The organism is Bifidobacterium rousetti (genome assembly GCF_008698235.1).
Classification (GTDB): domain Bacteria; phylum Actinomycetota; class Actinomycetes; order Actinomycetales; family Bifidobacteriaceae; genus Bifidobacterium; species Bifidobacterium rousetti.
Genome location: NZ_PEBH01000002.1, coordinates 287,130 through 307,247, shown reverse-complemented (window position 1 = coordinate 307,247; position 20,118 = coordinate 287,130). Strand labels below are relative to the sequence as shown.

The window sequence follows — 20,118 nt, the reverse complement described above, 5'->3', positions numbered from 1 at the left end:
CCAGTCAGGCGCAGGGCAGCTCGCCCTTCTTGATCAGGCTCTTGAACACGGCGTAGTCCTCGTCGTTCTGCTCGGCGTAGCTCACCGCGAACGAGGCGATCGCCCGGTCGAAGTCGTCCGAGCCGCCGAGGTAGTTCGCGATCGCGATCGAATCGCCGGTCCGCGCGTGCGCGTGCGCGAGGCACCACGCGCACATGCGCGACAGATCGGACAGCGCCGTCGCGTTGAGATTGTCGATGTCGATCGACCCCTTGCCGTTCCACAGCTGACGCACGTAGTAGTCGCGCTTCCTGCCGTCCTCGGCGAGGAAGCTGGTCCATCCGAGCAGCACGTCGGCGGTCGACTGGATCAGCTTCTGACCCTGCACCACGCGCTCGCCGTGCGTCGCGTACGGGGAGGCGCCGCAGTAGTGCTCGAGCACCGAATACGTGGCCTCCTTCATCTGGATCATCATCGGGTCGTCGATGTCGCGCGCGATCCACACGCTCGCCCATGCACGTTGGCCGACCGATCCGACGCCCACCACCTTGCGCGCGCCGTCCTGGTAGCGGAAGTGGTCGAACACCCAGCGACGGTCCTCGTACAGGGAGTGGCGGTAGTTTTCGAACAGGGTGTCGAGACGTGCCTGCAGCGCCTCCGGGTCGGCGTAGCTCGTCAGCTCGTTGATCGGCACCAGTTCGGGCGGATTGGACTTGAAGCGCAACTTGCCGTCCTTGAGCTTGCACAGCTTCGCGGCGGCCGCGTCGTTGTCCTTGAGCAGCGCCTTCATCGCGGCCTCGCGCAGCGTGCGGTTTCGCTTGCCGCCCGCGTTCGTCTCGAAGCGGTCGAGCGTCTCCTCGACGTCGAGATGCTCGTACCAGGCGTCGAGATAGTCCATTTCGGAGAACTGCTTGATGCACTCGCGGTACGTCTGCACGCATCTGAGGACCGCCGCGCGCACGTCCCTCTCCTTGAGTTTGTTCGCGCGGCCGCAGATCTCGACCGACACCGCGAGGCGCTTGAGATCCCACTCCCACGGGCCGATCGCGGTTTCGTCGAAGTCGTTGATGTCGAACACGAGTCGCGCCGAGGGGGAGCGGAAGATGCCGAAGTTGCCGATGTGCGCGTCGCCGACGCATTGCACCGGGATGCCGGTAACGGGTGTGGTGGCGAGGTCGTTGGTCATGATGAGCGCGGTGCCGCGGTAGAAGGTGAAGGGGCTGACGCTCATGCGCTTGTATCTCAGCGGAATCAGGTCGGGCACACGGATCGCGGACTGTTCCTCGAGCAGTGCGATCGACTCGCGACGACCCGGCCTCACCTGCCAGATGGCGTGCGATTCGAGCGGCGCCTTCGTGCGGGCGGCGATGCCGGCGCGGGAGCGTTCTCGCGGGTTGTCGGCCTGACGCCACGACGTGACGTCGACGGGCGGATTGGGGGACGGGGTCAGATGGTCCTGTGCGACTTCGCTAACTTCACTCATAAGCTTCTACTTTAGCGTGGGTGCGCCCGGCGCGTTGTCCGGTTAACCCTGATGTAAGGGGCCGCGGCCGGGTCGGCGGGGTGGCGGCGTCTGTGGTAGACCGGAATCAGCCGATATGGGGAGCACGTAAGGAGATCGCGATGAGCGCATTGAAGACCGCGTCGGAGACCGAGACCAAGCTGGATGTCGAGCAGAAGGCCGCGGAGGCGCCGCAGATGGAACCCGCGGAGCCGGACGAGCCGGACTTCTTCGGCGGCGACGGCCCGACGAGCTGCCAGTGGGAGGACGGCTGGTGCGACGAGCTCGCCGACCACTACATCCTCTCGTACTGCAACTATCCCAACTGCAAGGACGACCACGCCTCGCGCTACTGCCTGCGTCACTACATCATCAGTCTCGGGCTGAAGCTCGACCATCTGAAGACGTGCCCGGGCATGCTCGAGGCGACGACCCCCGACGAGGTGCGTCAGTGCGCGATCGAGCATGTGCCGGGGTTCGGCGAGATCACGCTGAACGACGACAGGCCGGCGATGAACCCGGTCGGTGACGGCGGGGTTGATGTCTCGGACATCTCGGACATCTCGGACACCTCGGACGACTCCGAGTCGGACGCCGCCGCGGACACCGCTATGGACGCCTCCGATCTTGACGCCGAGATCGAACGCCTGCAGGAGAGCGCGCACGTCTACGCGGGCGCCTACGACGACCTGCGCATGTCCAAGGAGACCACGATAGAGGACATCCAGAAGTGGCTCGATGGCCTCGAACTCAGCCACGAACAGCTGTCGGTCAAGTACTTCAGCTGGGCGAACGACGAGAAGATGTACCTGCAGGAGCTCCGCTACGACCAGTCGTGGGGCGACAAGCCGTACAGCTTCCGCGCCTACGATCCGGGCGCGGGCGAGGCCGAATGGAGCGCCTACGATACCCGTTCGATCGAACAGCGCGATCTGATCTCCCCGAAGCTCGTCACCGAGATCGACCCGGATACGGACGGCCGCGAGTTCAGGTACATCTACACGTCCGACACGCTGCAGCTCAAGGAGATGCTTGACCACTGGCAGCTCACGGACAGGCGCGACGAATCCGTCCCCCTCGTGTTCGCGATCTGCGAGGCGAGGAGCAACACGGTCATTCCGATCACGAACGAATCGTGGATCCAGTGGCGTGCGATGTACGACGGCGACCAGAACCAGCTGACCGTGTGCAACTGGCCGAACTACCGCAGGCGCATCGCCCCGTACCTCGACTACTTCGACGAGGACAAGCCGCTCGACGTCGACCGTGCCAAGGCCAAGGCCGCCGACATCGAACGCCGCCTGAACCGCATCATCAAGGACGGCGTGAACCCCGCCAAGGCGTGAACCCGGCCAGGGCGTGAACCCGGCCGAATATCCGGGGCCGGCCGGTTTCCGGCCGGCCCTGTCCGATAATCGGCCGTCGAAACAAAGCGATAACACGCGGGTGTGAGGATATGTGCCTATGGATAAGCAGCAAGAGTTCGCCCTGCGCACGGTCGAGGAACGCGACGTGCGCTTCATTCGCCTATGGTTCACGGACGTGCTCGGAACCCTGAAGTCCGTGGCCATCGCACCGGCGGAACTGGAGGCGGCGTTCGAGGAGGGGCTCGGATTCGACGGCTCGGCCATCGAGGGCATGACCCGCGTCTCCGAGGACGACATGATCGTCAAGCCGGACCCGTCCACGTTCCAGATCCTGCCGTGGCGCGGCGGCCCGCAGGGCACCGCCCGCATGTTCTGCGACGTGCTCACCCCGGAGGGCGAGCCCAGCCTCGGCGATCCCCGCCATGTGCTCAAGCGCTCGCTGGCCAAGGCCAAGGAGAAGGGCTTCACGTTCTACGTGCACCCGGAGATGGAGTTCTACCTCTTCGAGCAGCAGGACGACTGGTCCAAGGCCCCGACCCCGATCGACGAGGGCGGTTATTTCGACCACGTCCCGCGCAGCCCCGGCATGGACTTCCGCCGCGCCACCGTGAACATGCTCGAGCAGATGGGCATCTCGGTGGAGTACTCGCACCACGAGGCCGGTCCCGGTCAGAACGAGATCGACCTGAGGTACGCGGACGCGCTGACCACGGCCGACAACATCATGACGTTCCGCACCGTCGTCAAGGAGATCTCGCTGGAGCGCGGCATCCACGCCAGCTTCATGCCCAAGCCCCTGGCCGACGCGCCCGGTTCCGGCATGCACACCCACCTGAGCCTGTTCGAGGGCGATGCCAACGCCTTCTACGAGGCCGGTCAGGAGTTCAACATGTCGATCACGGCCCGTCAGTTCGCCGCCGGCATCCTGCACCACGCGGCGGAGATCTGCGCGGTCACCGACCAGTACGTCAACTCGTACAAGCGCCTGTGGGGCGGCAACGAGGCTCCGAGCTACATCTGCTGGGGTCACAACAACCGTTCCGCGCTGCTGCGCATCCCGCAGTACAAGCCCGGCAAGGGCAACTCGGCGCGTATGGAGTTCCGCGGCCTCGACCCGGTCGCCAACCCGTACCTCGCGTACTCCGTGCTGCTGGCCGCCGGCCTCGACGGCATCGAGAAGAAGATGCAGCTCGGCGAACCGACCAGCGACGACGTGTGGGAGCTCACCGATCAGGAGCGTCAGGCGATGGGCATCGAGCCGTTGCCGCGTTCGCTCGGCGCCGCGCTGAAGATCATGGAGAAGTCCGACTTCGTGGCTGACGTCCTCGGCGAGCACGCCTTCGAGTACTTCCTGCGCAACAAGCGTCAGGAGTGGGAGGAGTACAACCGTCAGGTCACGGCGTACGAGCTGAAGACGTATCTGCCGAAGCTGTAGTCAGTCTGCGGCTGCCAGCCCGTCCCGCAATTAAGGACGCGCTGCGCGCGAGGCTGGTTGGCTCGCCTGTCGGCTCGCACGTTGCCTACAAACAGCTCTGCTGTTTGCTTCACGGCAACGTCCCGTCAGAGGGGGCCTTTTGCTGTCTGTCGAATTGATTGTCCGGCTGACTCCAGTCGACCGGTCCTCGTTCGTTTGCCTGCCTTATGCCGTGCTTCTTCGCCCCCGGGTGTCCCGCGTGTCTCACGCTTCCGTTGTAGGGCCGGAACAATAGCATGCACATGAAACGGAAATGATGAGAGGGAACGGGGAAGATGACGAGTGGTTTCATGCCTGCAACGAAGGATCGATTCTTCAACCTGCCGGTGACGATCCTCATCCTCGCGAGCTTCATGCTCGGCATGAGCGAGTTTGTCGTCGTCGGCATCCTGCCGGACATCGCGCAGGGGCTCAAGGTCTCCGAGGTCACCGTCGGCAACCTCGTCGCCCTGTTCGCGTTCGTATACGCGCCGGTCACGCCGCTCGGCTCCGCGATTTCCGCCCGATTCCCGCGTTTCGCGACCTACCTGACCCTGATGGGCGTGTTCCTCGCCGGCAACCTCCTGTGCGCGCTCGCCCCGAACTATCCGATACTGGTCGTCGCCCGTATCATGATCGCGCTCGTCTCCGGCACGCTCGTCGCCATCGCGATGACCTACGCGCCCGATGTGACCACCGAACAATACCGCACGAAGTTCATCGCGTGGGTGTTCTCCGGCTTCTCCATCGCATCGGTCGTGGGCGTGCCGTTCGGCACATGGGTGGCGAACGCATTCGGCTGGCGCATCACGTTCTTCATCATCACGGGCCTGACCGCGGTGCTCATGGCGCTCATGGCCATGTTCCTGCCGCGTAACTCGCATCCGGTGACCATCGGATTCCTGCGACAGTTCCGTCTCTTCTTCGACAAGCGCATCTGGGGCGGCGTGCTCACCGTCGTGTGCGGCGCCGGGTCCAGCTACGTGTTCTACACGTATCTGACCCCGATCATGCGTGACGAAATCGGCGTGCCCGAGCGCTATGTGAGCGTGGGACTCGTGTTGTACGGCGTCGCATGCCTGTGGAGCAATCTGTATGGCGGCAAGATCGCGGAACGCGGCCGCGGCGTCGAACCGTTGGCTCGCACCCGCCCGATCTTCTGCGTGCACGCGATTCTGCTGTGCTCGCTCGCGCTCGCCTCGATCCTGCCGATCTACGGCGCGTTTCTGCTCGTCGCGCTCGGCATGATGATGTACCTGTTCAACTCCGCCTCGCAGGTGCTGTACATGGATGTGGCCGCCGAGGCCCACCCCGGTTCGATGAACCTCGCCGCCTCGCTCAACTCGATGAGCTTCAACATCGGCATCGCCATCGGTTCGGCGGTCGGCGGCCTCGTCAACGACCATCTGGGATTGACCTGGCTCGGCCCGGTCGGCGCGGTCTTCTCCGTCGGCGCGATCGTCATCACCACGCTGCTGCGTCGAAGCATGAGCCGCGCATGAGCGCCAGGAAGCCGGGTGCCGGGAAGTCGATCGCTAGGAAGTCGATCGTCAACAAGTTCAGGAAGCTCGGCCCGCTCAAGCGCGTCGCCGTGGTCACGGCCGGCCTCGTCGCGGTTATTTGCGTGATCGCGCTGGTGCTCGGCCTCGTCCGGTTCGTCCAGTGGCGTGCGGAGGTGCGCCGGGTCGAGGCGAGGCAGCTGCGACTCGCGCAGGAGTACGATTTCGACCCCGGCGACATCATCTCCGACGGCCAGTTCTTCAACGAGGACGCGATGAGCCGTGCCGAAGTGCAGTCGTTCCTCGAATCTCAGGGCGGATCGATCGCCTCGATGACGTTCGACACCGAAACCATGCCCGCCGACGAGTACTGCACGGCGTATCAGGGCGCGAAGGGGGAGTCCGCGGCCGCGATCATCGACAAGTCCGCCCGCGCCTGCGGCATCAGTCAGAAGGTGCTGCTCACCGTGCTGCAGAAGGAGCAGCATCTGGTGACGGCGACGGACCCGAGCGACTTCCAGCTCAAGTCGGCGATGGGATTGAGCTGTCCGGACGACGCGAGCTGCGACCCGAAGTACGCGGGGTTCTTCCGTCAGGTCTACGGCGCCGCCAACCGGTACCAGTACTACACGAAGCACGAGGACCGTTACGGCTATCACGCGGGTCAGCTCAACACGATCCAGTATCACCCGAACACCGCGTGCGGCGCCTCCGAGGTGTACATCCGCAATAAGGCCACCGCGCTGCTGTACATCTACACGCCGTACCAGCCGAACGAAGCCGCGCTGAAGGGCGGATCGGGGGAGGGGAACGCCTGCTCCAGCTACGGCAACCGCAACTTCGCCCTCATCTACTCCGGCTGGTTCGGCAACCCCCGCAGCTGAATCGCCCGGTCACAATGGGAACAGCACGCCCAGCGCGATCAACACGGCGATATACGCCACGGCGAACATGACAAACGCGATGTCGTGCGCGGCGACCCGCATCACACGCCAATGCGTGCGGTGCAGACCCTCCTCGTAGCAGCGTGCGTCGAGCGCGAGGGAGAGGTTGTCCGCGTGACGCAGCGTCCCGGCGAAGATCGGCACGATCGTGGCGACCATCGCCCGGATGCGTTCGGCGGGGGAACCGGTCTCGATCGACCCTCCGCGCGCGGCCTGCGCGTCCGCGATCGCCTTCGCCTCCGTGCCGAGCGTCGGCAGGAACCGCAACGCCAGCGACATGACCAGCGCGATCTCCTGCGTGTGCATGCCGAGGCGACGCAGAGGGGAGAGCAGCGCGCCGAACGCATCGGTCATCGCCGTGGGTGTGGTCGTCTCGAGGAAGACCGCGCCCAAGATGATGACCAGCGCGAAACGGCACGCGTACAGCACGGCGATGGTCACGCCGTCATCGGTGATCGGGATCGGCCCGAGCCGCGCCAACACCGTGCCCGAACGCACGAAGAGGATGTTGAGCAGGCCCGCGACCACGAACAGCGCGAGGAACATGTGCACCGAACGCAGGAGTCGAGCGGGCCGGATACGCGCCGCCGTCACGACCCCGGCGACCGCGAGCGCGCCGAGCAGCAATTGCGCCGGCGTGTTGATCGCGAACGCGGTGAACATCATCGCCAGGAACGACACCATCTTCACCCGCGGGTCCAGCCGCGCGATCAGCGACGGCGATCGCCGGCCGCCATGCGCCTGGTCGTCATGCGCCTGGTCGTCATGCGTCTGGTCGTCCCGTACGTCATCGCCGTGCGACGGCATCACGACGATGCGGTCGGCCAGTTCGCGCGCCTCCGCCTCGGAGTGCGTGATGATGAGCGTGGTCACCCCCTGATCGTGCAGGGTGCGCACCAGCTCGTGGATGCGCGCCGTCGCCGCCGAGTCGAGGCTCGCCGTCGGCTCGTCCATGACCAGCACGCGCGGCCGGCATGCGATCACGCCCGCGATCGCCGCGAGCCGCTGCTGACCGCCCGACAGCTCCAACGGCGAGCGCTCCGCAAGCCCCTCGATATGCAGCAGGCGTAGCGCCCAGTCGACCCGTTCGCGCACCTCGGATTCGTTCAGATGCTGGTTGCGCGGCCCGTACGCCACGTCCTCGGTCACGGTCTCGGCGAACAGCTGCCGTTCCGGCCGCTGCATGACGAATCCCACGGTCTCGCGCAGCCGACGCCGATCCCGACGACGAAGCACCCGCGGTTTGCGTCTGTTGCCGTCGCGCGCGCTCGCCACCGGAATCCCGTCGACCGTGATCGACCCCGCATCGGGCCGATCCAGCGCGCAGACCAGCCGCGCCAGCGTCGATTTGCCGGCCCCGTTGCTTCCCATGATCGCCACGGTCTCGCCACGGGCGACCTCAAGCGAGAAGTCCCGCAGCACCGCCGCCGAATCCGGCGAATAGGCGAACGACACCTGATTAACTGCGATGGCGGCGTCACCCACGGAACGTGACGAACCGGCGGAAGCAAGCGACCGAAGGTCGGTGTGCGTGTCTCGACCGTAGGCTTGGCCGAATGGCCTTGAGTGTGTCGAGGCACGCACACCGACCGTAGAGGAGCGCCCAACGGAAGAATCGGAAATCACCCCGGCAGCCTCTGTCGCAACATCGGAGACAACCCGTCCCACCTTCATCCGCACCACGCGCCCAGCCCGCGACACTTCATCCGCATGATGAGTCACATGCACGATCGTCGTGCCGGCATCGTGCAGCGAGTCGAGGATGCGCAGCACCTCCGCCCGGGCGTCGGGGTCGAGCATCGCCGTCGGCTCGTCGAGTACGAGCATGCGCGGCCGCATCGCGAGCATGTCCGCGATGGCCACGCGCTGCTGCTGGCCGCCGCTCATCCGCGTCGGATCGGCCGCACGGTACGCCTCCATGCTCACGTCCCGCAGTGCGGCGAGGATGCGTCGCCCGATCTCCTCGCGCGGCACGCCGAGGTTCTCCGGACCGAAGGCGACGTCGTCCTCGGTGACCGTGGTCACGATCTGGTCCTCCGGGTTCTGGAACACCGCGCCGATGCCGCGTCGTGCGGCCCGGTACTCGTCCGGATGGGGCGTGAACGCCGGGGTTGCAGCGCCCGTGCCATTCGCAGCCCGTCCGAACACATGATGCCCCAACAGCGTCACCTCGCCCGCGTCCGGCGCGGTGAGCCCGGCGACGAGCCGTGCCAGCGTCGACTTGCCCGATCCGTTTGGGCCGGTCAGCGCGACGTACTCGCCGTTCCGGATGGTGATGTCCACGCCGTCCAACGCCCATGTGGCGCCGCCGTCGTAGCTGAATCGGATGCCGGACAGGTTCGCCGCGTCGTCCGTGGGGGAGGGGTCGGGGTTCATGGCGGCCGGGTTCACGTCGTTGGTCACGTCACTCATTTCGCGAAGTCACAAAGCAAAGTCATAGAGTCATGGAACTCATAGAACGACGAATGGTGATGACTCCGCCGAAACGGGATCATCACCATTCGTCACGTCATGCGGTCAGACCAAGCCGCCGGATCAGCGGTCCAGCAGGTTCGAGATCGGCTTGTAGATCAGGAACGTGACCACGCCGTGGATGGCGAACTTGAGCAGGTTGAACGGCAGCAGGGCCGGCACGATCAGCGCCGCGACCTGCGCGACGGTCATGTGCGCGTAGATCGGGGTGACGACGAGGTTGCCGAGGATGGCCGCGACCAGCGCGACGACGGCGCCGACGATCAGGCCGATCAGCGCGCCCTTGCGGGTGCGGTTCCTGCGGTAGATGAACGCGGCCGGCACGGACAGCGCCAGCACGACGAGCACGGCCATCAGCGTGCCCCACGGGTCCATGAACAGGTGGGGCAGGAAGCCGAGCACCGAGACGATCGCGGCGGCGGCAGGGCCGAACGCGAAGCCGGCGATCAGGCAGATGATGCCGGACGGATCGTACTTGAGCCACGCGATGCCCGGGATGATCGGGAATTCGACGAAGCTGGTGGCCATCGCGAGCGCGACGAACAGCGCGTAGACGGCGATGCGGCGCGTGGACCAACGGCCGGAGTCGGCGACGCCCGTGGCGTGCGAGCCGGTGGCGTGGTCGACGGAGGACTGGACGTGGTTATCAGAAGATACGCTCATGCTGAGCTCCTCGTTTCTTCCATCCGGACTGTAACCGTTGGCTCCGGAATCTCACCGGATCAGCCGCCGTATGAGGGCGGGTCGCGGGCTTCCCGAACGCTCCCGTTATGAATCCCGGGGCGCGGGTTACCGCCAGTAAGGAATTTCACCTTCCCTGAAACTGACAGGAACCTGTATACGCGGAGGTATGGATCCGGCGCAAACCGCGTTTCGCTGTGCGAGATGCGGTTCGCGCCGGTGTGAGATGGATCGCGTAGTGGCCGGAGGGCTGGTCGGACGCCGTCTAGTCCTTGATGATCGGGAAGGAATCGGCCACCAGCTTGCTGCGGTACGACGCCTTGCCGTTGTGCACGGCGACACCGTCGTCGCGGAAGACTCCAAGGAAGCGGTAGTAGACCTTCCTGTTTTCCGGGTCGAGGAATCCGCCGAATACCACGTTGCGCGTGCCTTCGTCCTTGTTCGACCGTTCGGTCGTGCCATTCTTGTTCGTCCGGTAGATGTACGTGTCGCCGCCTTCGTGCGACAGCTCGTAGCTCCAGTCCTTCGGCGCGATGACGGGCTTGCCGTCCTCCGCCGTGATCCTCGGGAACCACGCCATGACCCGGTACGGCTCGTATCCGGTCACCACGCGATTGTGCAGCGTGCCCGGCTGGAAATGGCTTTTGTACGGGGAGGACACGTAATTCGTGCCGAACACGGTGTTGCAGACCTGCGCGATCGTGTCGTACGTCGTAGTGTCCTTGATGCTGACGTCAGTCTTGCTTTTGGCCTTGCGGGAACCGGCTCGCGGGGTCTTTCCGGAGTGATTCGACGATTGCTTTTGGTCCTCGTCGTCTTCATCGTTCTCGTCGGACAACGTCTCACCGGCTTCTGCGGCCGCCTGATTGACCCAGTCTTTGTAAGCGACGCCGTCATCCGTCTGCCACACGGTGTTTCCGGCTGTGGCGTGGCCTTGGGCGAAGGCGGAGGCACCGGAGGGGGACGTGAACTGGATGTCCGCGACCAGCATGGCCATCTTCGAGCCGTTGGGGGCGGGGTCGGTGGGAACCAACGTGCCGTCTTCCCAATACTTTTCGAACAGTTTCTTGACTGTCTTCGCGGAATACTTGGCCTTGTTGTTGTCGCTGATGTTCGCCTGAGCGGGGATGACGGATCCTTGCAGCAGGGTGAACACGCCATCGATCAACTGTGCCTTTGCGTCGACGCCGGTGTTTTTGGTACGCATGTGGAAGATCGGGGAAAGCGGCTGCTCGACTTCGGCGTCCGAATCAGTGAGTTCGTCCGACTCGCTCGGCTCATTTGGTTCCTGTGACGTGACGGCATTGTCGCTGTTGCGCGTGGCGGTCCGCGCCGGTGTAGTCGAGGGAACGGTGGCGGGCTCGGAGACGCTCTGGCCTGAAGCCGATGCCGATTCTTCGGACAACTGCTCCGCCTGTGCGATCTCCTGTGCGCTGAGTCTCATGTCCTTGGCTTCGGCGCTGGACATCTTGTTGAGTATCTTGGCCATGCGATGCAATTGACCGGTGATGCTGCTGACGATGAATTGCCGTAGGTTTCGCGACAGCTCGTCATCCCAAGCGTAACGGGGCAGCTGTTTCACAGCGTTCGCAATATCGCTGATGCCGTTGATGCTCTGTACCTTTTGCCAGACGTCTTTGGCGTCCTGAACGTCGGAGTCGAGTGATTCGGCAATGACGCTTTCGGCATGCCAGAACACAGGCAGGCAGAATTCGTTGCCGTGTTTCTTCGAGAAGAAGAGGTTGAATTCATAACGACATTCCTCACTGCGGCAGTAATCCTCGGTAATGAACGGCAGGAGGACGTCGGTGCGGCTCAACGCCTCGTTGATGCGTGTTCTCCAACTGGTGCCTGGATTGATGTTCTCGTCAAGGAAACAGTTGAAATGCACGTTGCCCATATCGTCGTTGCATGCTTTCACGGCTTCCTTGGCGATGCTGGTCAACGCCTTGTAGTGGTTGTCCTCATGGTGATAGCTGATGAATATGTTGAATTCTCGTTGCGGTGTGCCGTCATGTTCCATATTGTTTTCCCTTCTGTATCTTCTGTATCGGTCTTTTCCAGGCGTTTCACCTGTGCACAAACAGCCCGCCGTCGCCCCAGGCCCATTGGCCTTGGCCGGCGCCGATCTGGAAGTGGAGTTTGGCGATGCCGAGGTCGTTGAGGCCCCAGTGCTCGTCGCCGGCGTCCGGGTCGAGGCGCGCGACGGCCGTGTTGTCGTCAGGGTTGTACGAGAAGACGACCGGCTGGCGGTTCATCGCGCTCGGCGCCTTCATCGCGGCCTCGACGCCCGCCTTGAACCAGTCGGGCGCTCCGGTGCGCTCCTCGTCGGACATGCCGGCCGTGAACTGCTCATACGTCTTGGTCGGCCGGTGCGTGCGCTGGAACTCCGTGAGTTCCGCGTAGCCGCGCTGCAAACGTTCGAGGTGATGCTCCGGGTGGCCGATCACGACGCCCAGATACAGCTCCTGATCGCGCGTGATGCGGCAGTGCCTCGTCGCCTCGGCCCGATCCCACGATCCGGCGACCCACAGGGTGCCCAGTCCTCGCAGGGTCGCGGTCAGCACCACGCGTTCGGCGTAGAAGCCGGCGCGCTCGCGGGCCTCGTCGTCGTTCTTCGGGCCGACGATCGCCAGATAGTTCGCCGCGTTCGTCAGGTGCCCGGAGGCGTTCGCCTCCTCGAACACCTTGGGCTGGTCGCGTACGAGCTGGATGTCGAGTCCGGAGATCAGGTTGATCGGGTCGAGCGTCATCGCGAGCTGGCGCGCCACATCGTCGTCGATGGGGTCGGGGTCGTAGGAGCGGATCGCGGTGCGGATGTCCACCGCGTCGATCAATTGAGTGTGTTCAGCCATACGTCCCATTATCGCACCGAACAGTTCATGCAAACGTGTGCACAGATTATGAAACGACAAGCATGTCGTGCGTGTCCGGGCGATAGGATGCAAGTGTCTGCATGCCGTGGGTCGTATCACGGCATGGTCGGTATACGTCCACCCAATAAGGAAAGGGAAAAGAGGTCAACGATGATTGAAACCGCACAGGCCTTCGGCGTCGACATCGGAGGTTCCGGCATCAAGGCGGCCCCCGTCAATCTGGAGAAGGGCGAGTTCGCCGAGCCCAGGCTCAAGATCCTGACCCCGGAGGTCTCCACCCCCGAAGCCGTTGCCGGCATCGTCAAGCAGCAGCTCGACCACTTCGAGGTCCCGGACGACGCTCCGGTCGGCATCGCCTTCCCGGCGCCGATCAAGCCGGGCACGCCGCTCGACTTCATGGCGAACCTCGACCAGTCGTGGGTCGGCGTGGACGTCACCGCCGTGTTCTCTGAGGCGTGCGGTCGCCCGGTCACCGTCGTGAACGACGCCGACGCCGCCGGCCTCGCCGAGCAGCAGTTCGGCGCCGCCAAGGGCAAGGACGGCCTCGTCATCGCCACGACCCTCGGCACCGGCATCGGCACCGCCCTGATCATGGACGGCGTGCTGGTCCCGAACACCGAGCTCGGCCACATCATCCTCAACACCAAGCACCTCGACGCCGAGAAGTACGCGGCCAGCTCCATCAAGGAGCAGGAGGACCTGAGCTACAAGAAGTGGGCCAGCCGCCTGACCAAGTACTACGGTCTGATGGAGAAGTACTTCAACCCGGATCTGTTCGTGATCGGCGGCGGCGTGAGCCGCAAGTCGGACAAGTTCATCCCGTACATCAAGGTGAAGACCCCGATTGTGCCCGCCACGCTGCGCAACGAGGCCGGCATCATCGGCGCCGCCTACTACGCCAGCACCAAGCAGCAGGCCTGATCTCGCTGTAATGGGAGGCTCCGGAAACGGAGCCTCCTCCTCTCGAGACGGTTGCGGTACGGCTACAGTAGGGGGATATGACCGTTCGTTTCTCCTCGCGCGTGGACATCTCCGCGCCCAATCCGATCGCCGCGGCCGAGGCCGATGCCAGGGCGCACGGCGTCATCCTCGGCAAACTCAATGACTCCAATCCGACCCGCCACGGGCTCGCCCCGGCCGAGGTGCCGGGCGTGTACACCGCCGAACCGCGCGGCCCCCGCACGGCTCGCGAGGCGTTGGCACGATACCTGAGCGGCGCTGGCGATGCCCCGGCCGGCGGACCCACCGCGCCCGTCGACCCGGACTCCCTCTACCTGCTGAGTTCCACGTCCGAGGCGTATTCCTGGCTCATCAAGCTCCTGTGCGACGCGGGCGACGCCGTGCTCGCCCCGAAGCCCGGCTACCCGCTCATCGAATCGATCGCGCGCCTCGAATGTGTGGACACGATCGAATACCAGCTCCGGTTCGACGGCTCCTGGACCATCGACACCGCCGCGATCGAGCAACTGCTCTACTCCGAGCGGGGCGAACGCATCCGCGCGCTCGTCCTCATCAACCCGAACAACCCGTCCGGCTCCTACGTCAAGCCCGAGGAGCGCGCCACGCTGGTGCGCCTGTGCCGCGAGCGCGGGATCGCGATCATCGCCGACGAGGTGTTCTACGATTACGCGCTCGAGCCGTTCGACGGCAATGCGCGTCTCGCGGGGGAGTCCGGCGCGCTCACGTTCGCGCTCGACGGCTTCTCGAAGATGCTCGCCGCCCCGCACGCGAAGGTCGGCTGGATCCGCGTCTCCGGGCCTGAAAACGATGTCATCGAGGCGCAGCGCCGACTTGACGTGATCGCCGATGACTACCTGCCGATGAGCGACATCATCGCCGACCGGCTGCCCGCGCTGCTCGCCGCAGCCCCCGGCCAGGTCGCGCGCGTGCGCGAGCGGGTGCGCGGCAACCTCGCCTCCCTGCACGGGATGCTCGAGGGCGACAACCTGCGGCTTGTGGACGTGCTGCGCGCCGAAGGCGGCTGGAACGTGCTGCTGCGCGTGCCCGCGGTCATCGACGAGAACGAGCTCGTGCTGCGCATGATCGAGTCGCACCGGCTCACCGGCCAGCCCGGCTACTTCTTCGACATGACGTCCAACGGCTATCTCGCGGTCTCGCTGTTGCCCGAGCCGGACGAGTTCCGCCGCAACATCCGCGCCATCCTCGACACGGTCGCCGCGATGCTCGGCTGAAGGCGCTAGCTACGCCTCGGCCGCCGACGTCTTGCCCTCCTCGTACTTGCGCCGGATCAGGTCCATGTAGAACGCGACCGCGTCCTTCGGCGCGCCGTCGAAGACGACGCCCTGCGCGTCGAGCACCAGCGTGCGGTCGATCGCGTACTCCGGGCGCACGATCATGTCCGTGTCGTGCGTGGCGACGATGACCTGCTTGTCGTAGGTGAACAGCGCCTCGGCCACATGCCGCGTGCCGATCTCGTCCAGACCCTTCGACGGCTCGTCCGCCACGATCGCGGACGGGTTGAACGCGAGCGCCGCCGCGATCGCCAGCAGATGACGTTTCTCCGAGTCAAGCTCGGCGGCTTTCGCCTGACGGATCTGCTGCAGGCCGAAGTGCGCGAACAGGTTGCCGATGCGCGCCGCGCGCTCCGCGTCGGGGATCTTGTGCTTCTTGAGCGACTCGTCCACCGCCTTGACGATGTTCTCGGCGCGGTAGAACACGTTCGGGATCTCCTCGCGGCGCACCTTGCCGACCCATTCGTCGACGGTTCTGAGGTCCTTCTTCGACGTGGTGTCGAGCGTCATGCCGGCGCCGGCGAGTGTCACCGTGCCGGTCGTCGGCTTCAAGGAGCCGTCCAGCAGACCCAGCAGCGTCGACTTGCCGGACCCGTTGAGGCCGATGATCGCGACGCGCTTCTCGGTGATCTCGAGGTCCGTGGCGCCGAGGCCGACGTGCCCGTCGTCATAGGTGTGTCCGGCCTTGTCGAGCGTGAACGTGACCGCGGCCGGTTTCGGGGTGTCCTTGCGGGAAAAGAAAAAGCCCATGGCACTTCAGTCTAGTGAGTGCCATGGGACGACTTGGGTGGCCGTCCGTCCGAACGGACGGTGTACGCCGGGCGAACCGGGCGGGACCGGGCGGGCCGGACGGGCGAACCGACGCGAATCAGGCGAAGTAGAAGCCCTTGAACCCGTACTGGTACACGCGGTAGATGTACGACGTGTTGAGCTTCATCCTGTACTGGGCCTGCAGCTCGCCGGCGTCGTCGTACACGCCGAAGACGCCCTGCATGCCGGTGTCCACGAGGTTGATCGAGTCGGTGATCTCCTGGGCGGAGCTCACGTACGGCGAGTACGGCACGTCGAAGCTCTGCACCTCGGTGTACGTGCCGGCCGTTTCGTCGACCAGGTACTTGCGGAACTGCGAGGTCGAGTTCTCGTCCTTCGAGCTCTGCGCGGTGGAGATGCCCTTGATTGTCGTCCAGTCGTAGTCGGGGCGGGTCATCGCGTAGCCGAAATTGTTGTCGAACATGTAGATGTAGTACTGACCGTCGGGCAGTGACGGGTCGGCCTCGTACGTGATCGAGTGCTGGCCGCCGGTGTCGCCGAAATCACCCGACTTGCTCAGGAACAGGTCCTGGTATGAGGTGCCGTCCCACACGCTCGGCTCGCCGATCATGTAGTCGACGGTCGGCTCGCCGTTCTCTCCCTCGATGTCGTCGATCTTGATGATCGTCGAGGTCTCGCGCGCGGAGAGCAGCGCGGAGCCGTCGGGCAGCAGCTGGATCGTGTTGAAGTGGATCCAGTCCCAACGGTTCGTGGCGGTCGGATCGGACTCGTCGATGCCGGAATGGTCGGTGGACTGCTTGTAGTCGGGGAAGATCTCGCCGAAGTCGACGAGCTGCGTGACCTCGCCGGTGGTGGTGTCCACCTTGATGACCTGATCCTGCACCGCGTGGTCGGAGCGCTTGAGATCGGTGGCGAGCGAGACGATGTCGCCGTCCGAGTCGAGCGCGTAGTCGTGGTGGAGGATGAACCGGTCGCCGAGGTCGATGATCTTTTCGAGCTTGCCGAGTCGGTTCATGCCGACGAAGTGCTTCGTCGACGCGGAGAACCACATGAGCCCGTTGTCGTCGAACAGGAGACGGTGCGAACGGTAGTACAGGACCGGCACCTCGCCGCGGATCACGCCGTTCGCGTCGTAGTAGAACATGAAGTCCTGCTCGTTGGAGTCGTTGCCGAGGATCACGTACAGGCCGTTGCCGAGCGCCTGCGTGGCCTCGTCGGTCGGTTCGACGGTCTGCTCGAGGCGGACCTCCTCCTCGCCGAGGAGTTTCGGGCCCTTGCGCGTGATCTCTTTGGTGCCGACCGTCGCGCCGGACTTGTCCTTGAGGGTCAGGGTGATGGTGTTCTGGACGTCCGGCACGAGTCCCAGGACGAGGAACTCGTGTTCGGTGGCGTAGTCGTCGCCCTGTTCGGCGGTGGCGGAGAAGTCCGGGTAGCCGTCCGCGTGCACGGTGTACGAGACGCTGGACGCCTCGTCGGTGGTGAAGTAGACGTACAGCGACGTCGTGTTCGTCCCGTACGGGTTCTCCTTGAGATACGGGTCGTCGAGCGTCGCCTCGGCCTTGTCTCGCTCGCTTTCGAGCTGGTCGTCGGCCATCTGCTGGTAGTCGGTGGTGTACACGTTCTCGATGCGTGCGTTGAGTCGTTCGACGCGACGCTCCTTGATCGCGGCGTTGACGTTGTCCTGCGTGAACAGGCACAATCCGACCGCGATGGCGAGCGTGACTGCCGCCGCCGCGATGCGTACGGCGAGGTTTCTCATGGCGATGCGCTTCATGGGGTGATGTTTCGGCTTTCGTGTGTGACGATTCGGTTGTCAGGGGGTGTCGATGCGCGCATATCGGGCGAATGACCACTTCATAGTATGCGGCGACCCTTGGAATACTTGGGTTTTGTCTGGACGGTCGAGCCCTGTTTGCTGGGTATTCGCTGAAAGCGCAACGGGGGTATGGACGGGGCGGGTCAGGCGAGCAGCCAGGAGGCCACGTCGTGGAACAGCTTCGGATTGCCCGAGAGCATCACGTCCTGACGCCCCGGCGTGAACCAGCAGACCAGCGCCACGAGCAGCGACCACAGGAGGATCGCGAGCACGAGCAGGCGGATCGCGGGGCGGATGCGGCGCGGATCGGCGCCATCGCCGGTCGCGGCATCCGGCGCGACCTCGCCCATCGCATGCAGCAGCGCCGGCAGCGCGGCCAGCGCGATCAGCCAGCCGAAATCGCACATATAACGCCATCCCAGCCCGGCGCTCACCGCGTCGAACGCGACCAGCGCAAGGCCGAGAAGGAGCGCGCCGACGAGCATCGGGCGCAGGCCCGGTGTCACGACGTCCCGCACGTCCGTGTCCGGCGCGTCCGGCGCGTCCGACGGCGCGACGGGCCGGCGCACGAGGAACGGCAGCGCGAACGCGCCCAGCAGCAGCGGGCACAGCGCGAACAGCCCGCCCACCATCGGCTCGGCGAACGACCATTCGGGCAGCGGCGTGGGGGAGAGTCGCAGGTACGGGAACGAGGCGGTGAACCGCAACGGCAGGAACAGGTAGTAGCCGATCACCGGCAGGATGTCGGATGCCGGCTCCTTGAAACGCGTCATGTCGGTGACGGTCATCTGGTAGGCGGTGCCGAAATCGAACAGGGAGCCGAAGCGCGCGCGGTTGTACATTATCAACGGGATGATCGGCACCAGCGCGGCCAGCACCACCACGCCCGGCGCGCGCAACGCCTTGCGCCACGGCACCTGACCGGCGGCGAGCCCCGAGACGAGCGCGCGGATCTGCGGCCAGAACAGCGGGAAGCCGAGCAGGGCCGCGAGACAGAACGTCGGGCGGCATCCGAAATTCGACGCGATGCACAGCGCGCCGAGACCGAGCCTCGGCAACGACAGCTCCGGCGCCGAACCGACCCGCCAACGGTCGGCCGGGTTGAGCGGCGGCTTGGCGGTCTGCGCGCCCACCCACAGCCACAGTCCCAACGTGGTCAGGGCCAGCGAGGCGGCGAACGGCACCGAGTAGAAGTTCGTCCGGTAGAACAGGTAGCCGTAGTTGCCGGCCAACGGCACGAAGATCAGGGCGATCAGCGTGGCCGCCAGCGACGTGCGCGGCGCGAGCCGGACGATGAGCCGCACCACCAGCAGGCAGGTGAACAGCAGCGCGAGGAACATGAGCAGATGCACGGCTGCCGCGCTCGACAGCATCCGTCCGGTCAGCGCCCGGTACGGCATGAACAGCAGCACCGCGGGCAGCACGCCGAAATACGTGTACCATTTGCCGTCGTAATACGCGTGATCCCAGTAGATCGGTTCGACGCCCTCGGCGAACAGCCGGTTGCGCGTGAGCACGTCATGCGGGTTCTCGGCGGCGGCGAGCTGGGGCGGCACCGTCAGATCGAGCGATACGCGCCCGTGCAGCAGCGAATCGGCGATCCTGCCGTACTGTTCGAAATCGAAGGTGTAGCCGCCCCATGCGTGGAAGACCAGCGGACCGGCGTACATCATCTGCCAGATGACGTTCGTCACCATCGACACGGCGAACGGCGCCATCAGCGCCGCGAACCCGAGTCGTTGGCGCCAATCCGACGGGTCCAGCGCGATCCGCCACAGCCTCGACCACGGGCCCAGCGCCGCGATCAGCAGCAGCGGGACCGCCATGCACGCCACCCGCATCGGGCTGAACGAGAACGGGACGCGCACGTTCGCGCGCACCGCCTTGATCGGCACGACCTGCCCCTTCGCCTCCTCGATCCACACGCGCAAGGTTCCCGCGCCATGCGCCGGCAGGAAGAGCGATCGCGGCGAATAGGGGGTGATCGTGCGCGCCTCGGCGGTTTCTCCGTCGAGTGAGGCGCGCAGATGGATGACCCGCAGCTCGTCCTGCTTCGGCGTCAACGTGTCGACGCGCGCGAAACCGGAGGTGCCGTCCGCATCCACCTCGAGCCACGCCTCGGTCGGATCGGTGACGCGCAGCCTGCCCGCGTCGGTGTATTCGAGGCCCGATCCCATCCGGTTCTCGTAGGCGGCCGAATCCATGCTCGCGCCGAGCGTGCGCCAGAACGGCAGGTTGAACCCGACGCATTCGATCAGCAGGATGATCAGCGCGGCGGCGACGGTCACGACGATCGCGCGACGGTGTCGGCGCATCGCCCGGCGGGGGATCCGGGGAAGGCGGGGGGATCTGGGCAGATGAGGCACCCCATCATTCTATAGGCATTATTCTCTAGGCTTCACGCCTCTCCCCATGTCGGGTTGCGTTGAAACAATGTGAGGCATGTCAGTACGTAAGCCACACCCCAGTTTCCCGTTCGCACCGATCCCCGAACCGATCAGGGGCGC

The 20,118-nt window shown here is 65.1% G+C and carries 14 protein-coding genes and 1 riboswitch; of the genes, 6 read left to right on the top strand and 8 right to left on the bottom strand.

Annotation, left to right across the window (positions count from 1 at the left end; all coding sequences use genetic code 11):
* Positions 1 to 4 precede the first annotated feature (4 nt).
* Entirely contained in the window at positions 5 to 1,462 is a 1,458-nt protein-coding gene (locus CSQ85_RS03815) for a DUF2252 domain-containing protein (protein WP_150382911.1), read from the bottom strand.
* A gap of 140 nt (positions 1,463 to 1,602) precedes the next feature.
* On the opposite strand from CSQ85_RS03815, the gene CSQ85_RS03810 reads away from it, so the two are divergent.
* The 4 genes from CSQ85_RS03810 (at position 1,603) to CSQ85_RS03795 (ending at position 6,683) form a co-directional block, all read left to right on the top strand.
* A complete protein-coding gene (locus CSQ85_RS03810; protein ID WP_150382910.1) occupies positions 1,603 to 2,826 on the top strand; it encodes a hypothetical protein in 1,224 nt (407 codons plus the stop codon).
* A gap of 118 nt (positions 2,827 to 2,944) precedes the next feature.
* Entirely contained in the window at positions 2,945 to 4,282 is a 1,338-nt protein-coding gene (glnA, locus tag CSQ85_RS03805; RefSeq protein WP_150382909.1) for a type I glutamate--ammonia ligase, read from the top strand.
* A 329-nt stretch (positions 4,283 to 4,611) separates the two neighbouring features.
* A complete protein-coding gene (locus CSQ85_RS03800; RefSeq protein ID WP_150382908.1) occupies positions 4,612 to 5,802 on the top strand; it encodes an MFS transporter in 1,191 nt (396 codons plus the stop codon).
* Positions 5,799 to 6,683, top strand: a complete 885-nt coding sequence (locus CSQ85_RS03795) for a hemagglutinin (protein ID WP_223846818.1) — start codon at positions 5,799 to 5,801, stop codon at positions 6,681 to 6,683. The genes CSQ85_RS03800 and CSQ85_RS03795 overlap by 4 nt, the downstream gene beginning before the upstream one ends.
* Positions 6,684 to 6,692: 9 nt before the next feature.
* On the opposite strand, the gene CSQ85_RS03790 is transcribed toward CSQ85_RS03795, so the two are convergent.
* From CSQ85_RS03790 to CSQ85_RS03775, 4 genes are all read right to left on the bottom strand, one after another.
* Positions 6,693 to 9,119, bottom strand: coding sequence for an energy-coupling factor transporter ATPase (locus CSQ85_RS03790; RefSeq protein ID WP_150383045.1), 2,427 nt, complete (start codon positions 9,117 to 9,119; stop codon positions 6,693 to 6,695).
* Between the two features lie 159 nt (positions 9,120 to 9,278).
* A complete protein-coding gene (locus CSQ85_RS03785) occupies positions 9,279 to 9,878 on the bottom strand; it encodes an ECF transporter S component (protein ID WP_150382907.1) in 600 nt (199 codons plus the stop codon).
* A 7-nt stretch (positions 9,879 to 9,885) separates the two neighbouring features.
* A riboswitch (FMN riboswitch) is annotated at positions 9,886 to 10,044 on the bottom strand.
* Between the two features lie 117 nt (positions 10,045 to 10,161).
* On the bottom strand, positions 10,162 to 11,919 hold the full coding sequence (locus tag CSQ85_RS03780) for a TIR domain-containing protein (RefSeq protein ID WP_190972873.1): 1,758 nt from the start codon (positions 11,917 to 11,919) through the stop codon (positions 10,162 to 10,164).
* A gap of 46 nt (positions 11,920 to 11,965) precedes the next feature.
* The gene (locus tag CSQ85_RS03775; protein WP_150382905.1) at positions 11,966 to 12,751 is read right to left on the bottom strand and encodes a nitroreductase family protein; all 786 of its coding nucleotides are present in this window, start codon (positions 12,749 to 12,751) and stop codon (positions 11,966 to 11,968) included.
* A gap of 171 nt (positions 12,752 to 12,922) precedes the next feature.
* Here CSQ85_RS03775 and ppgK point away from each other — a divergent pair, with 171 nt between their 5' ends.
* Both ppgK and CSQ85_RS03765 read left to right on the top strand, forming a co-directional pair.
* Positions 12,923 to 13,693 carry a polyphosphate--glucose phosphotransferase gene (ppgK, locus tag CSQ85_RS03770; RefSeq protein ID WP_150382904.1) on the top strand — a complete coding sequence of 257 codons (771 nt, stop codon included), beginning with the start codon at positions 12,923 to 12,925 and terminating at the stop codon, positions 13,691 to 13,693.
* Positions 13,694 to 13,770: 77 nt separating this feature from the next.
* Positions 13,771 to 14,964, top strand: coding sequence for a pyridoxal phosphate-dependent aminotransferase (locus tag CSQ85_RS03765; RefSeq protein ID WP_150382903.1), 1,194 nt, complete (start codon positions 13,771 to 13,773; stop codon positions 14,962 to 14,964).
* 9 nt (positions 14,965 to 14,973) lie between these two features.
* On the opposite strand, the gene CSQ85_RS03760 is transcribed toward CSQ85_RS03765, so the two are convergent.
* From CSQ85_RS03760 to CSQ85_RS03750, 3 genes are all read right to left on the bottom strand, one after another.
* Positions 14,974 to 15,774, bottom strand: a complete 801-nt coding sequence (locus CSQ85_RS03760) for an ATP-binding cassette domain-containing protein (protein ID WP_150382902.1) — start codon at positions 15,772 to 15,774, stop codon at positions 14,974 to 14,976.
* A 118-nt stretch (positions 15,775 to 15,892) separates the two neighbouring features.
* A complete protein-coding gene (locus tag CSQ85_RS03755) occupies positions 15,893 to 17,569 on the bottom strand; it encodes an aryl-sulfate sulfotransferase (protein WP_150382901.1) in 1,677 nt (558 codons plus the stop codon).
* Between the two features lie 185 nt (positions 17,570 to 17,754).
* Positions 17,755 to 19,926, bottom strand: coding sequence for a hypothetical protein (locus CSQ85_RS03750; RefSeq protein WP_150382900.1), 2,172 nt, complete (start codon positions 19,924 to 19,926; stop codon positions 17,755 to 17,757).
* Between the last annotated feature and the right edge of the window lie 192 nt (positions 19,927 to 20,118).

Bases quoted from the DNA above. Each gene is read 5' to 3' on its own strand.
- CSQ85_RS03815 (WP_150382911.1), bottom strand. From the start codon at position 1,462: ATGAGTGAAGTTAGCGAAGTCGCACAGGACCATCTGACCCCGTCCCCC.
- CSQ85_RS03810 (WP_150382910.1), top strand. From the start codon at position 1,603: ATGAGCGCATTGAAGACCGCGTCGGAGACCGAGACCAAGCTGGATGTC.
- glnA (WP_150382909.1), top strand. From the start codon at position 2,945: ATGGATAAGCAGCAAGAGTTCGCCCTGCGCACGGTCGAGGAACGCGAC.
- CSQ85_RS03800 (WP_150382908.1), top strand. From the start codon at position 4,612: ATGCCTGCAACGAAGGATCGATTCTTCAACCTGCCGGTGACGATCCTC.
- CSQ85_RS03795 (WP_223846818.1), top strand. From the start codon at position 5,799: ATGAGCGCCAGGAAGCCGGGTGCCGGGAAGTCGATCGCTAGGAAGTCG.
- CSQ85_RS03790 (WP_150383045.1), bottom strand. From the start codon at position 9,119: ATGAACCCCGACCCCTCCCCCACGGACGACGCGGCGAACCTGTCCGGC.
- CSQ85_RS03785 (WP_150382907.1), bottom strand. From the start codon at position 9,878: ATGAGCGTATCTTCTGATAACCACGTCCAGTCCTCCGTCGACCACGCC.
- CSQ85_RS03780 (WP_190972873.1), bottom strand. From the start codon at position 11,919: ATGGAACATGACGGCACACCGCAACGAGAATTCAACATATTCATCAGC.
- CSQ85_RS03775 (WP_150382905.1), bottom strand. From the start codon at position 12,751: ATGGCTGAACACACTCAATTGATCGACGCGGTGGACATCCGCACCGCG.
- ppgK (WP_150382904.1), top strand. From the start codon at position 12,923: ATGATTGAAACCGCACAGGCCTTCGGCGTCGACATCGGAGGTTCCGGC.
- CSQ85_RS03765 (WP_150382903.1), top strand. From the start codon at position 13,771: ATGACCGTTCGTTTCTCCTCGCGCGTGGACATCTCCGCGCCCAATCCG.
- CSQ85_RS03760 (WP_150382902.1), bottom strand. From the start codon at position 15,774: ATGGGCTTTTTCTTTTCCCGCAAGGACACCCCGAAACCGGCCGCGGTC.
- CSQ85_RS03755 (WP_150382901.1), bottom strand. From the start codon at position 17,569: ATGAAGCGCATCGCCATGAGAAACCTCGCCGTACGCATCGCGGCGGCG.
- CSQ85_RS03750 (WP_150382900.1), bottom strand. From the start codon at position 19,926: ATGCGCCGACACCGTCGCGCGATCGTCGTGACCGTCGCCGCCGCGCTG.